Consider the following 13,686-nt stretch of genomic DNA (forward strand, 5'->3'; position numbering starts at 1 on the left):
TTCGCATTTGGAATTCAACGTTTTTGAATCGATAAAAATCGGACTGGCGTCGCCCGAGCTGATCCGCGAGTGGTCGTGGGGCGAGGTCAAGAAGCCCGAAACCATCAATTACCGCACCCTCAAGCCGGAACGGGAAGGCCTTTTCTGCGAAAAGATCTTTGGACCGACCAAGGACTGGGAGTGTTACTGCGGGCGCTACAAGCGCATCCGCTATAAGGGCAAGGTGTGCGAGCGCTGCGGCGTCGAGGTCACCCGCGCCAAGGTCCGCCGCGAGCGCATGGGCCACATCGAGCTGGCCGCGCCCGTCAGCCACATCTGGTATTTCAAGGGGACCAGCTCCCGCATGGGGCTCCTCCTAAACATGTCCCCCCGCCTGCTCGAGAAGGTGCTCTACTTCGCGTCCTACGTGGTGATCGACCCCGGCATCACGAACCTCAAAAAGTACACGCTCCTCTCCGAGAAGGAATACCGCGACCTCAAGGAGGCCTACGAGGACGATTTCCGCGCCGGCATGGGCGCGGAGGCGATCAAGGAGCTGCTCGCCGAGATCGACCTCGACCAGCTCTCCGACGAGCTCAAGACCGAGCTCGAGACCGCCGCCGGCCAGAAGCGCGTCAAGCTCTTAAAGCGCCTCGAGGTGGTCGAGGCGTTCCGCCAGAGCCACAACCGCCCCGAGTGGATGATCCTCGACGTGATCCCCGTGATCCCGCCCGACATCCGCCCGATGGTCCAGCTCGACGGCGGCCGCTTCGCGACGAGCGACTTAAACGACCTCTACCGCCGCGTCATCAACCGCAACAACCGCCTGAAGAAGCTGCTCGAGCTCGGCGCGCCCGACATCATCGTGCGCAACGAGAAGCGGATGCTCCAGGAGGCGGTCGACGCGCTCATCGACAACGGCCGCCGCGGCCGTCCCGTCACCGGGCCGAACAACCGCCCGCTCAAATCCCTCTCCGACATGCTCAAGGGCAAACAGGGCCGTTTCCGCCAGAACCTCCTCGGCAAGCGCGTCGACTATTCGGGCCGTTCGGTCATCGTCGTCGGGCCGGAGCTGCGGATGTACCAGTGCGGCCTGCCCAAGGAGATGGCGCTCGAGCTCTTCAAGCCCTTCGTCATGAAGCGGCTGGTCGACCTCAAGGTCGCCACCAACATCAAAAACGCCCGCAAGATGGTCGAGCGCGCCACCGTCAAGGACGTGTGGGACGCGCTGGAGGTGGTCATCAAGGACCACCCCGTGCTCCTCAACCGCGCCCCGACCCTCCACCGCCTGGGCATCCAGGCGTTCGAGCCGGTCCTCGTCGAGGGCCGCGCGCTCAAGCTCCACCCGCTCGTCTGCACCGCCTATAACGCCGACTTCGACGGCGACCAGATGGCCGTGCACGTCCCGCTTTCGGCGGAGGCGCAGGCGGAGGCCCGCTTCCTCATGCTCGCCGCCAACAACCTCCTCAAGCCCTCCGACGGCAAGCCCGTCACCGTCCCGACCCAGGACATGGTGCTCGGCTCCTACTACCTGACGATGGTGCGCGACGACGAGCCGGGCGCGGGCAAGGTCTTCCGAGACTTCAACGAGGCCACCATGGCCTACCAGGCGGGCGTCGTCGGCCTGCACGCGCCGATCAGGGTGCGCATCACCAAGCAGGTGGGCGACGAGCGCATCTCCCACATCGTCGACACGACGGTCGGCCGCATCATCTTCAACGACCCCATCCCGCAGGACCTCGGCTACGTCGACCGCACCGATCCGGACCACGTCTTCGACCTCGAGATCGGCTTCCTCGTCCGCAAGAAGGAGCTCGGGAAGATCATCGACCGCTGCATCCACACCTACGGCACCGCCAAGACCTCCGAGATGCTCGACCGCATCAAGGCGCAGGGCTTCAAGTACTCCACCAAGGGCGCGATCACCGTTTCGGTCTCCGACGCGGTCATCCCGCCCGAGAAGGCGCAGTACATCGCCGAGGCGGATAAGAAGGTCGACGCGATCAAGCGCCAGTACGACCGCGGCTTCATTTCGGACGACGTGCGTTACGAGCGGGTCGTCTCGACGTGGAACGAGTGCTCCGCGAAGGTCAAGGACGCGCTCCAGAAGACCTTCGACGAGCGCAACCCCATCTTCATGATGGCGGACTCGGGCGCCCGCGGCTCGATGGACCAGATCCGCCAGCTCGCCGGTATGCGCGGCCTGATCGCCAACACCTCCGGGCGTGCGATCGAAATCCCGATCAAGGCGAACTACCGCGAGGGCCTGAACATCCTGGAATACTTCAACTCCTCCCGAGGCGCCCGAAAGGGCCTGGCCGATACGGCGCTGCGCACCGCGGACTCGGGCTACCTGACCCGCCGCCTCGTCGACGTCTCGCAGGACGTCATCATCCGCGAGCACGACTGCGGCACCCATGAGGGCATCGTCGTCTGCGACATCGTCGACAGCGGCCGCGTCATCGAAGATATGTGCGAGCGCCTGATCGGCCGCTACGTGGCCGACGACCTCGTCGATCCCAGGACGGGCGAGGTGCTCGTCACCCGCGACCGCATGATGACCGAGGCGGACGCCCGGCGCATCCGCGACGCGGGCTTCACCGAGGTCAAGATCCGCACCCCCCTCAACTGCGAGGCGAAGATCGGCGTCTGCGCCAAGTGCTACGGCGCCAACCTCGCGAACGGCCAGCCGGTCGGCGTGGGCGAGGCGGTCGGCATCATCGCGGCGCAGTCGATCGGCGAGCCGGGCACCCAGCTGACGATGCGTACCTTCCACACGGGCGGCATCGCGTCGGCGGCGGACATCACCCAGGGCCTTCCGCGCGTCGAGGAGCTGTTCGAGGCCCGCAAGCCGAAGAACAGCGCGGTCATCTCCCACCTCGACGGCGTCGTCTCGTTCGAGAAGGACCAGAAGGGCGGCGACTTCGTCGTCGTCACCGCCGACGACGGCGAGCGGTTCGAGCGGCAGATCGTCTACGGCTCCACCCTGCGCGTGTCGGAGGGCGACCGGGTCGTGAAGGGCGAGCAGATCACCGAAGGCGCGGTCGAGCCCAACGAGATCCTCACAGTCTCCGGGCACCTGGCGGTGCAGGACTACCTGATCAAGGAGGTCCAGCGCACCTACCGGACGCAGGGCGTCGACATCAACGACAAGCACATCGAGGTCATCGTCCGCCAGATGATGCGCAAGGTGAAGATCGACGACGGCGGCGACACCGCGCTGATCACCGGCTCGAACATCGACAAGACCGAGCTTGCCCGCATCAACGCGGAACTCGACGCGCGGTGCGCGGAGGAGGGCTGCGAATGCCGCCACGCCACCGGCATTCCGGTGCTGCTGGGCATCACCAAGGCGTCGCTCGCCACCGAGAGCTTCATGTCGGCGGCCTCCTTCCAGGAGACGACCCGTGTGCTGACCGAGGCGGCCATCAAGGGCAAGGTCGACAAGCTCCAGGGCCTCAAGGAGAACGTCATCATCGGCAAGCTGGTGCCGGCAGGCACGGGCACGGTCGATTACGACGAGCTCGAGGTGATGAACACCGCGGAGGGACACGTCGACCGCAGCGACTACGATTTCATCGGGTCTCTGAGCGACGACATGCAGACCGTCTGACCGGGCTTGTGAGTTCCTCTGAAATTTTCAAAAATCTTTCGTACGTATTGACAAGATGCGAGCGGAAGAGCTATAATTAAAAACTGTGAGATTGACCCATTTACCAGATTTCACCGGGGCGGAGCGCCAGCTTCGCCCCGTGGAAATAAAGTCTATTATTATGTAAGGAGGTGCAATATGCCAACCTTTAACCAGCTCGTTCGTAAGGGTAGAGAGGTTACCGCAAAGAAATCCACGGCTCCTGCGCTGCTGAAAGGATGGAACGCCAAGAAACGCGTCGCCATCGATCAGACTTCTCCGCAGAAGCGCGGCGTCTGCACGGCGATCCGTACTTCGACCCCGAAAAAACCGAACTCTGCGCTGCGGAAAGTCGCCAGGGTCAGGCTGTCCAACGGATTTGAGGTTACGTCCTACATTCCGGGTATCGGCCACAACCTTCAGGAACACAGCGTGGTGCTGATCCGTGGCGGACGTGTCAGGGATCTGCCTGGCGTTCGTTACCACATCGTTCGTGGTACGCTCGACGCGCAAGGTGTCGCGAAGAGGATGCAGGCCCGTTCCAAGTACGGTGCGAAGCGTCCGAAGGCTGGTGCCAAGAAGTAATAAAACAACTGATAATCTGCCAGTTTCAGGCTAACATATAGATGTGTGCAGCCGGGATTGGCACGAACGGGAGTTTTGTCACTTTCGAGTACCAATGATTTCATACTAATTATGAAGGAGGGAAGCGAAGTGCCAAGAAGAGGTCAAATTGCAAAACGTGACGTTTTGCCTGACCCGCTGTACAATTCCAAGCTGGTGACACGCCTGATCAACAACATCATGTATGACGGCAAAAAGGGCGTGGCGCAGAAGATTGTATACGGTGCATTCGACATTGTCAAGGAAAAGACCGGCAAAGACCCGCTGGAGGCGTTCGAGCAGTCGATGGAAAACATCATGCCCGTGCTGGAGGTCAAGGCCCGCCGTGTCGGCGGCGCGACTTACCAGGTGCCTATGGAGGTCCGGCCGGAGCGCCGTCAGACCCTGGGCCTGCGGTGGCTCTGCACCTATTCGCGCAACCGCGGCGAGAAGACCATGAGAGAGCGCCTTGCCGGCGAGATCATGGATTCTCTCAACCAGCAGGGCGGCGCGGTCAAGAAACGCGAGGATACCCACAAGATGGCCGAAGCCAACAAGGCGTTCGCACATTATCGCTGGTAATCCGCTTTCTTTGCGCGGCCGCGTGAGCGGCGGCGCGGAGTATTTTATTTCGTTCCCCGGCGGCGTCAGCATCAGCTGTTCCGGCGTCGGAAAGCAAATTAAGGGAGGACACTATGCCTAGAGACGTATCTCTGGAATTAACCCGCAACATTGGCATAATGGCCCACATTGACGCCGGCAAGACGACGACCACCGAGCGTATCCTGTACTACACAGGCATCAACCACAAGATCGGTGAGACCCACGAGGGCACGGCGACAATGGACTGGATGGCGCAGGAGCAGGAGCGTGGCATCACGATCACCTCCGCCGCGACCACCTGTTATTGGAAGGACCACCGCATCAACATCATCGACACCCCCGGACACGTGGACTTCACCGTCGAGGTCGAGCGCTCGCTGAAAGTGCTCGACGGCTCGGTGACCGTATTCTGCGCCAAGGGCGGCGTCGAGCCGCAGTCGGAGACGGTGTGGCGCCAGGCGAACAAATACCATGTCCCGCGCATGGGATATGTCAATAAGATGGACATCATGGGTGCGGATTTCTACCGCGTCATCGACATGATGCGCCAGCGCCTCAAATGCAACGCCGTCCCGATCCAGCTCCCGATCGGCGCGGAGACCTGGTTCAAGGGCATCATCGACCTTGTCGAGATGAGGGCCGACGTCTATTACGACGACCTCGGAAAGGACATGCGTGTCGAGGAGATCCCCGAGGACATGCGCGAGAAGGCGGAGCAGTACCGCGAGGAGCTGCTCGAGCACCTCTCCGAGTGTGACGAGGCGTTCATGGAGAAATACCTCGCGGGCGAGGAGATCACCACCGACGAGATCAAGGCGGTGATCCGCAAGTCCACCATCGCCAATACGATGGTCCCCGTCTGCTGCGGCACCTCCTATAAGAACAAGGGCGTCCAGAAGCTGCTCGACGCGATCGTCGACTACATGCCGGCTCCGACCGACATCGAGAACGTGAAGGGCACCAACCCGGAGACCGACCAGGAGGAGGAGCGCAAGGTCAGCGACAACGAGCCGTTCTCCGCGCTCGCTTTCAAGATCGCGACCGACCCCTATGTCGGCAAGCTCTGTTTCTTCCGCGTCTATTCCGGCACGCTGGCGGCCGGCTCGGGCGTCTACAACCCGAACAAGGACGCCACCGAGCGCATTGGGCGCATCCTGCAGATGCACGCCAACCACCGGAAGGACCTTGAGGTCTGCTACTGCGGCGACATCGCCGCGGCGGTCGGGCTCAAGAACACCACCACGGGCGACACGCTCTGCGATCCCAAGCACCCGATCATCCTCGAGTCGATGGAGTTCCCCGAGCCGGTCATCAACCTGGCGATCGAGCCGAAGACCAAGGCCGGCCAGGAGAAGATGGCGATCGGCCTGGGCAAATTGGCCGAGGAGGACCCCACCTTCCGCACCTACACCGACCAGGAGACCGGCCAGACGATCATCGCGGGCATGGGCGAGCTCCATCTGGAGATCATCGTCGACCGCCTGCTGAGGGAATTCAAGGTCGAGGCGAACGTCGGCAAGCCGCAGGTCGCCTACAAGGAGACCATCCGCAAGATGGCCGACGTCGACCACAAATATGCGCGCCAGTCGGGCGGTAAGGGCCAGTACGGCCACGTCAAGATCCGCATCGAACCCAACGAGAGCGGCAAGGGCTACGAGTTCGTCAACGCGATCGTGGGCGGCGCCATCCCGAAGGAATACATCGGTCCGATCGACCAGGGTATTCAGGGCGCGATGCAGGCGGGCGTGCTCGCCGGCTATCCGGTCGTCGACGTGAAGGTCACGCTGTACGACGGCTCCTACCACGAGGTCGACTCCTCCGAAATGGCGTTTAAGATCGCCGCTTCGATGGCGTTCAAGATGGCCATGCAGAAGGCCGACCCGGTCCTGCTCGAACCGATCATGAAGGTCTCTGTCACCACGCCGGAGGACTACATGGGCGACGTCATCGGCGACCTGAACAGCCGCCGCGGACAGATCCAGGGCATGGACGCCGTCTTCGGCGCGCAGGAGATCCGGGCGTTCGTCCCGCTCTCCGAGATGTCCGGCTACTCCAACGACCTGCGTTCCAAGACGCAGGGCCGCGGCAACTATGTCATGGAGCCCAGCCACTACATCGAGGTTCCGAAGTCGATCGCGGAAGGAATTATGTCCTCCAGGGGCAAAAAAGCCGAATAAGACTTGCTTTTTCCCCTGCGAATTGGTAGAATACAAGCATCAGGCCCGGCGGACTACCAGCGCCGGCACAGGAATATCCCCGTGAATAAAATTCTTGATCATAAGGGAGGAAATTTTCGATGGCAAAGGCACATTTTGAAAGAAACAAGCCCCATGTCAACATTGGTACGATCGGACACGTCGACCACGGCAAGACCACGCTGACCGCGGCGATCACCAAGGTTCTCGCGATGAAGGGCCAGGCCCAGTTCGAAGCGTATGACATGATCGATAAGGCCCCTGAAGAGAGGGAGCGCGGCATCACCATCAACACCGCGCACGTTGAGTACGAGACCGACAAGCGCCACTACGCGCATGTCGACTGCCCGGGACATGCCGACTACGTCAAGAACATGATCACCGGCGCCGCGCAGATGGACGGCGCGATCCTCGTCGTCTCCTCCGCCGACGGCCCGATGCCCCAGACCCGTGAGCACATCCTGCTCGCCCGTCAGGTCGGCGTTCCCTACATCGTCGTCTATATGAACAAGGTCGACCAGGTCGACGATCCCGAGCTGCTCGAGCTCGTCGAGATGGAAATCCGTGAGCTGCTCTCCAGCTACGACTTCCCCGGCGACGACATCCCCATCATCAAGGGTTCCGCGCTGCAGGCCCTCGAGTGCACCAGCACCGACCCGAGCGCGCCCGAGTATGCCAGCATCCTCGAGCTCATGGACGCTGTCGACGAGTATATCCCGACTCCGGAGCGCAAGGCCGACCTGCCGTTCCTGATGCCCGTTGAGGACGTCTTCACCATCACCGGCCGCGGCACCGTCGCCACCGGCCGTGTCGAGCGTGGCCAGCTGAAGACTGGCGACGAGGTCGAGATCGTCGGTCTTTCCGACGAGAAGAAGAAGACCGTCGTTACCGGCATCGAGATGTTCCGCAAGATCCTCGACTACGCCGAGGCCGGCGACAACATCGGCGCCCTGCTCCGCGGCATTCAGCGCACCGAGATCGAGCGCGGCCAGGTTCTCTGCAAACCCGGCTCGATCCATCCGTACACCAAGTTCCGCGGCCAGGTCTACATCCTGAAAAAGGAAGAGGGCGGCCGTCACACCCCGTTCTTCAACAACTATCGTCCGCAGTTCTATTTCCGTACCACCGACGTGACCGGCGTCGTCTCCCTGCCTGAGGGCATCGAGATGTGCATGCCTGGCGACAACGTCGAGATGGACGTTGAGCTGATCACCGAGATCGCGATCGAGGAAGGCCTCCGCTTCGCGATTCGTGAGGGCGGCCGTACCGTTGGTTCGGGCGTTGTCATCAAGATCAACGAATAAGATCCCATAAAAAAGCGGCCGCCCGGACGGGCGGCCGCTTTTTGTCCTTTGGCGTAAAAGGGAAAAGGCCCCGCGCCTGCAAAACGCAGGCGCGGGGCCTTTTTGATCTGATTCAGATGAGCCGGATCTCCCGGAAGCCGGCCCCGCGGGCAAGTTCGCCCAGCCGCTCGATCGTCTCCCGGCTGGGGGAGGGGTGGTTTTCCAGCCGCCCGCGCACCCCCTGGGGGCGGAAGGTGATGAGCTTGAGACGGGTTTCGGCGGCACGCGGCCCGAGCGTCTCTGCGGCGCCCGCGATGACCGCCTCTGCGTCCACAAGGCCGTCGACGACCACGAGGCGCAGTTCTTCCAGCTTGCCTGTCTCGGAGAGGAAGGCGAGGTTCTTTTTGACGGCGGCGTTGTCCGCGCCGGTAAGCGCCCGGTGGACGGCGGGGTCCCAGCTTTTCACGTCCAGCATGACGCCGTCGCAGACCTCCATGAGCGCGGGGTGCCGCGCGAGGTCCGCCGTGCCGTTGCTGTCCATGAGGCAGGTGAGCCCCCGCTCCTTCGCAAGGGTGAAGAGCCCGGTCAAAAAGCCGGGGTAGAGGGAGCATTCCCCGCCCGAGACGGTGATGCCCCGGATGAAGGGGATGTTCCGGGAGACGCGCTCCATCGCGGCCTCCGGCGTCATCCAGAGGACGCGCGGGGAGGCATGGTGGGAGCAGGTGCGGATGCAGTCGTCGCACCAGGCGCAGAGCGCCTCGTCCCAGACGACATGCCCGTCGACCATCGAGAGCGCGCCCGCCGGGCAGCCCGGCACGCAGTCGCCGCAGTGGACGCACATCCGCTGCGTCTCAGGATTGTGGCAGTAGGCGCAGGCGATGTTGCAGCCCTGCACGAAGATGGAGGTCCGGCTGCCCGGGCCGTCCACCGTGCTGAAGGGGATGATTCGGTTGACCGGAGCGGCGTTTTTCATGCCATCCGCACCTTGCGTTCCGCCAGCCGGTTCACGTCGTAGTTGGGCGCGCCCAGCTGGGTCGTGTTCTTGAGGACGACCTCGTGGTTGCGGTATTTCTCCATCTCGCTGCGCTTGACCAGGTAGCCGGTGATGCGCACGAGGTCGGTGTCGGCCGAATAGAAGCTCATGTACTGCACGCCGGTCTGGAAGGCGCCCTTGACCACGTCGAGCAGCGCGGCCGGGTTCTGGGTCACGTTGGAGGCGATGGGGAAGATGTCGCCCACGCCGGTGGGGAAGTACTTGTGGAAGCGGGCGCAGTGGCGCAGATGGTCGGAGAAGGAATCCGGTTCGCCGCCCACGGGGATGCGCACGCCCGACGTGATGCCGAGGTCGGAATCGAGGCCCACCTGCGCATGCAGCATGAATTTGTTGCCGGAGATGGGGGAGTAGGCCGCCGTGAAGGTGGGGACGATGCGCGCGATGGCGTCCATGATCCGCTGCCCGAGATCATCCGCCTCGGGATCGCGGCCGTAGACCTTCCCCTGGTCGGCCATCAGCGCGTTGACGCACTCGGCCAGACCGGTCACGCCGAACATGGGCAGGAAGCGGTCGGGGGAAAGCAGGCCCTCCTTCACGAGGAAGTTGGACTCGAAGAAGCCGGACTGCTCGACGATGAAGCGGATGCGCTCGTTCATGTAATCGGCGATGAGGCCAAGGCATTCGGGCAGAAGCTCCCCGATAAACTGCTCCTCGTTCACCGCCTCCTTGACCAGCTCGGTCAGGGTGACGCGGGTGAGGGTGTAGGCCCCGCCGCAGATCGGCAGGATGTTGTAGCAGCTGGCCACGCCGTAACGGTCGAAGGGGGCGCGGTTGGCCACGTCGTTGCAGATGGCCGGGTTGGAGCAGGCGAGCGAGCACTCAATGGCCTCCTCCATGAAGCCGTCGGGCGTGACGGCCGGATCGTATTTGATGGTCATGTTCGGCACCGTGTTGGCGAGCTCCTTCTCCACCTTGAGGATCAGCCGTCCGGCCCTCGTGTCCCTGGGGCCGAGGTTGGCGTGGCAGAAGGAGTCGGTGATGGTGCGGTCGAGGTAGTTGAGGAAGAGGCGCAGCTTCTTGCAGATCTCCTCGTCGGAGAGCCCGTCGAGGAAGGGGTCGATGAGCGTGTCGAGGCTGCCCAGGTAGACCGGGAAGTTGGTGATCGACGGCACGTGGCGGTAGAGGATCATCAGGGCGTTGAGCAGCTCGTCGAGGTCCTTGGGCGGGTCCACGCGCAAAAACGCGCTGCCGTTTTTGACGAATTTTTCATAGTCGGGCAGGATGTAGCGCGGACGGTAGGGCGCGCCGCCCTCAAAGAGGTCGTTGATGGCGCCCGTCTCGAAGAAATGCCTGGTGCGCGGCGGGATATTCAGCACGTCCAGCGAGTTTTCCGCCGCCTTCGCAAGCTGCATGAGCTTCTGCTCATGGGTGAGTTCGCGGGATGTTACGATTTTGCGGATATTTTCCAGATCAACCATAATCAAATCCTCCATTCATCCACTGTCGATATGTGAATTGTTTTGTTACAGCATTATCGCCCGATCCGCAGGGCCAGCTCCCTGCGCATCCGCTGCTCCTGCTGCGGCGAGACGGTAATCTTGCCGCGCCGCACGGTCAGGAACCCGTCCTGCTCGAGGCGGCGGATGCTGCGGTTGATGGTGCGCACGCAGAAGCCGGTTTCCTCACAGATGGCGGAACGGGTCATCTCCACGACGACCGGCTCCCCGTCCTCCGCGGGATTTCGCGTGCAAAAGCCGGTCAAAAACTGCAGCAGCCGGCTTTCGCTGTCCAGGAAGAGAAAGCTGCGCTCCCGGTCCGCCTGAAGCAGCAGGCTCTGCATGACCGCCCGCACCCGGGAAAGCATGATGCCGCTGTCCGACAGGATCCACTGCATATAGCTGGAGGCGGGCAGCCGCAGCAGGCGGCAGCGGGTCTTCGCCTGCACCTGCGCGAAGAAGCGGTCGGCGCCGGAAAGCGCCTCGTATTCCCCGAAAAACTCGATCGCGTCGAAATCGGAGAAGGTGTAGGTGGCGTAGCCGGGCTGGATGCCCGAGACGGTGACGCGCCCCTCGAGCAGCACGCAGACGGAGCCGCAGGGGTCGTCCTGGCGGATGATGTGCTCGCCCGCGCGGGCCTCAGCCGTCAGCACGGGGGCGTCGGACGGAAAGCCCGCGAAGAGCTTGCGCAGACGGGCCGCCAGCGGCATGGGTTCTGATTGTAGCCAGTCGGCAAACTGCATCCGTTTTCCGCTCCTCTCAACGCGCGGCCATTCGGGCCGGGGAGGCCGCGTTTTGTGCTTTTCGTTCCTCCATGTTTATTATAGCAACGCTGAAAACGGAAAAAAAGGACACGAGTCCCTTTCTGGATTCTTTGTAGGCATGCACAGCGAACAAGCGGTATGACTGTACGTTTTGCCCAAGCGGAATGGAAAGTTCCGGATTGAAAAAGTGCAATTTGTCCTAAGCAGAAGTTTTGTAGCCTGTGCCAAAAAAGAAAGCCAATATCTGCAATTTCTGAAAAATTTAGAAAGATAGCCTTTACATTTCGAGCGGCTGTGTTATACTGAAACCGTAATCGGTGGGACAAACTGCCCACTTGGAACCGGTGTTTTCCATCTTCGGCGCGTAGGCGCGGCGAGCGGAAAAGCCGGATTTTTTGTAAGCGGAGCGGAGGCGGAAAGCCGCCTCCCATGCGGGAAAGGACGCTGCTGAAATGGATAAGAAAGAATTGGTGCGCCTGGCGATCGAAGCGCGGGAGAGCAGTTATTCCCCCTATTCGAATTTCCGCGTCGGCGCGGCGCTGCTCACTTCAGGCGGCAAGGTCTACCAGGGCTGCAATGTGGAAAACGCCTCCTACGGCGCGGGCATCTGCGCCGAGCGCAACGCCGCCCTGCGGGCGGTCTTCGAGGGGGAGAAGCGTTTTTCGGAGATCGCGGTCGTCGGCTGGCACCGCGACGCGAAGCCGGAGGAGCGGGGCTACGCCTTCCCCTGCGGCATCTGCCGCCAGTTCCTGCGGGAATTCGCCGTGCCGGGCATGAAGGTCTATGTGGCCGTGAGCGAAAAGGAAGCGGATATCCGGGAGTATACGCTGGAGCAGTTGCTGCCCGAATCCTTCGGTCCCGAGGACCTGCTTTGATATCGGTTTGATCCTGCCGGTTTCCGCCGGCAGATTCATTCAAAATGCAATAAAGGAGAAAATTATGAAAAAGACGAAATTACTGAGCACGATTCTGGCAATGGTTCTCGTCGCCGGCATGCTCGCCGCGTGCGGCGGAACCCCCGAGACCCCGTCCTCCACGGCGCCCGCCGAGACGGCTCCCTCCGCCGAGCCCGCTGAGGAGCCCGCGGACGACGCCGCTCCGGCCGACGGAGCATTTTCCGCCGCGCTCGTCACCGACGTCGGCGGAATTAACGACCAGTCCTTTAACCAGTCCGCCTGGGAGGGCATGCAGCGCCTCGAGAGCGACAAGGGCGTCAAGGTCAGCTTCCTCGAGTCCAAGAAGGACGCCGACTACGCGCCCAACCTGGCCAAGGTCACCGACGACGCGCCGGACATCGTCTGGGGCATCGGCTTCCTGATGAAGGACGCCCTGGCCGCGGCCGCCGAGAGCAACCCCGACCAGCGCTACGCGCTCGTCGACGACGTCTTTGAGGACGGCCAGTACCCGAACGCCATCGGCGTGCAGTTCCAGGCGGAGCAGTCCTCCTTCCTGGTCGGCTACATCGCCGCCCACAAGACCGAGACGAACCATGTCGGCTTCCTGCTCGGCATGGAGAGCCCCGTCATGGACCGCTTCAAATACGGCTATGAGGCCGGCGTGCGCTACGGCGCCAAGGAGCTCGGCAAGGAGATCCAGTATGACTTCGCGCTGGCCGAGAGCTTCAGCGACACCGCCAAGGGCAAGGCCATGGCGCAGAAGATGTACACCGACGGCGCCGACGTGATCTTCCACGCGGCCGGCCAGACGGGCAGCGGCGCCATCGAGGCCGCCAAAGAGATGAACAAGATGGTCATCGGCGTCGACCTTGACCAGAACTTCCTGGCTCCCGACAACGTCATCACCTCCGCGCTGAAGAACGTCGGCAACGCTGTTTACGACATCACCGGGCGCATCATGGACGGCGAAGAGCTGGGCGGCACCAACGTCACCATGGGCCTGGCGGAAGGCGGCGTGGGCATCGCCCCCTCCTCCGACAAGCACCTGTCCGCCGAGCTGCTCGCCCAGGTGGACGAACTGCAGCAGAAGATCATCGACGGCGAGATCGTTGTCCCCTACACCCAGGAGGACTTCGACGCCTTCGTGGCCAACCTGTAAGATTCGCCTGTAGAGCGTTATTTGCCCGCGGGGGCTTTTGCCCCCGCGGGCCCAAAAGGGCTGTTATGGCAGATGGAACCCCT

The 13,686-nt window shown here is 62.5% G+C and carries 9 protein-coding genes and 1 pseudogene; 7 read left to right on the top strand and 3 right to left on the bottom strand.

Annotated elements, in window-relative coordinates:
• Positions 1 to 7 precede the first annotated feature (7 nt).
• The 5 genes from rpoC to tuf all read left to right on the top strand — a co-directional run bounded on the left by rpoC (position 8) and on the right by tuf (position 8,315).
• Positions 8 to 3,592 (top strand): DNA-directed RNA polymerase subunit beta', encoded by a 3,585-nt coding sequence (rpoC, locus tag C1A13_RS03900; RefSeq protein WP_101549290.1) that lies wholly within the window; start codon positions 8 to 10, stop codon positions 3,590 to 3,592.
• A gap of 177 nt (positions 3,593 to 3,769) precedes the next feature.
• On the top strand, positions 3,770 to 4,195 hold the full coding sequence (rpsL, locus tag C1A13_RS03905) for a 30S ribosomal protein S12 (protein WP_101549292.1): 426 nt from the start codon (positions 3,770 to 3,772) through the stop codon (positions 4,193 to 4,195).
• A 129-nt stretch (positions 4,196 to 4,324) separates the two neighbouring features.
• Positions 4,325 to 4,795: a 30S ribosomal protein S7 gene (gene rpsG, locus C1A13_RS03910; RefSeq protein WP_172439157.1), complete on the top strand. Its 471-nt coding sequence runs from the start codon at positions 4,325 to 4,327 to the stop codon at positions 4,793 to 4,795.
• Positions 4,796 to 4,908: 113 nt separating this feature from the next.
• Positions 4,909 to 6,993, top strand: a complete 2,085-nt coding sequence (gene fusA, locus C1A13_RS03915; protein ID WP_101549296.1) for an elongation factor G — start codon at positions 4,909 to 4,911, stop codon at positions 6,991 to 6,993.
• 119 nt (positions 6,994 to 7,112) lie between these two features.
• Positions 7,113 to 8,315, top strand: a complete 1,203-nt coding sequence (tuf, locus tag C1A13_RS03920) for an elongation factor Tu (protein ID WP_101549297.1) — start codon at positions 7,113 to 7,115, stop codon at positions 8,313 to 8,315.
• A 112-nt stretch (positions 8,316 to 8,427) separates the two neighbouring features.
• Here tuf and C1A13_RS03925 read toward each other — a convergent pair whose 3' ends face one another.
• From C1A13_RS03925 to C1A13_RS03935, 3 genes are read right to left on the bottom strand one after another with little or no spacing between them, the layout of a single operon-like run.
• Positions 8,428 to 9,267, bottom strand: a complete 840-nt coding sequence (locus C1A13_RS03925) for a YjjW family glycine radical enzyme activase (RefSeq protein WP_101549298.1) — start codon at positions 9,265 to 9,267, stop codon at positions 8,428 to 8,430.
• The gene (locus tag C1A13_RS03930; protein ID WP_101549299.1) at positions 9,264 to 10,766 is read right to left on the bottom strand and encodes a YjjI family glycine radical enzyme; all 1,503 of its coding nucleotides are present in this window, start codon (positions 10,764 to 10,766) and stop codon (positions 9,264 to 9,266) included. Before C1A13_RS03930 ends, C1A13_RS03925 begins: the two co-directional genes overlap by 4 nt.
• Before the next feature lie 53 nt (positions 10,767 to 10,819).
• Positions 10,820 to 11,527, bottom strand: coding sequence for a Crp/Fnr family transcriptional regulator (locus C1A13_RS03935; RefSeq protein ID WP_101549301.1), 708 nt, complete (start codon positions 11,525 to 11,527; stop codon positions 10,820 to 10,822).
• A 470-nt stretch (positions 11,528 to 11,997) separates the two neighbouring features.
• Here C1A13_RS03935 and C1A13_RS03940 point away from each other — a divergent pair.
• Both C1A13_RS03940 and C1A13_RS03945 read left to right on the top strand, forming a co-directional pair.
• Positions 11,998 to 12,423: pseudogene (locus C1A13_RS03940) on the top strand (cytidine deaminase); the annotation flags it as partial.
• A 64-nt stretch (positions 12,424 to 12,487) separates the two neighbouring features.
• Positions 12,488 to 13,603 carry a BMP family lipoprotein gene (locus C1A13_RS03945; protein WP_101549304.1) on the top strand — a complete coding sequence of 372 codons (1,116 nt, stop codon included), beginning with the start codon at positions 12,488 to 12,490 and terminating at the stop codon, positions 13,601 to 13,603.
• Positions 13,604 to 13,686 lie beyond the last annotated feature (83 nt).

It is taken from the genome of Anaerotruncus massiliensis (ex Togo et al. 2026), assembly GCF_900199635.1.
GTDB classification, from domain to species: domain Bacteria; phylum Bacillota; class Clostridia; order Oscillospirales; family Ruminococcaceae; genus Anaerotruncus; species Anaerotruncus massiliensis.

Bases quoted from the DNA above. Each gene is read 5' to 3' on its own strand.
- rpsL (WP_101549292.1), top strand. From the start codon at position 3,770: ATGCCAACCTTTAACCAGCTCGTTCGTAAGGGTAGAGAGGTTACCGCA.
- fusA (WP_101549296.1), top strand. From the start codon at position 4,909: ATGCCTAGAGACGTATCTCTGGAATTAACCCGCAACATTGGCATAATG.
- tuf (WP_101549297.1), top strand. From the start codon at position 7,113: ATGGCAAAGGCACATTTTGAAAGAAACAAGCCCCATGTCAACATTGGT.
- C1A13_RS03925 (WP_101549298.1), bottom strand. From the start codon at position 9,267: ATGAAAAACGCCGCTCCGGTCAACCGAATCATCCCCTTCAGCACGGTG.
- C1A13_RS03930 (WP_101549299.1), bottom strand. From the start codon at position 10,766: ATGGTTGATCTGGAAAATATCCGCAAAATCGTAACATCCCGCGAACTC.
- C1A13_RS03935 (WP_101549301.1), bottom strand. From the start codon at position 11,527: ATGCAGTTTGCCGACTGGCTACAATCAGAACCCATGCCGCTGGCGGCC.
- C1A13_RS03945 (WP_101549304.1), top strand. From the start codon at position 12,488: ATGAAAAAGACGAAATTACTGAGCACGATTCTGGCAATGGTTCTCGTC.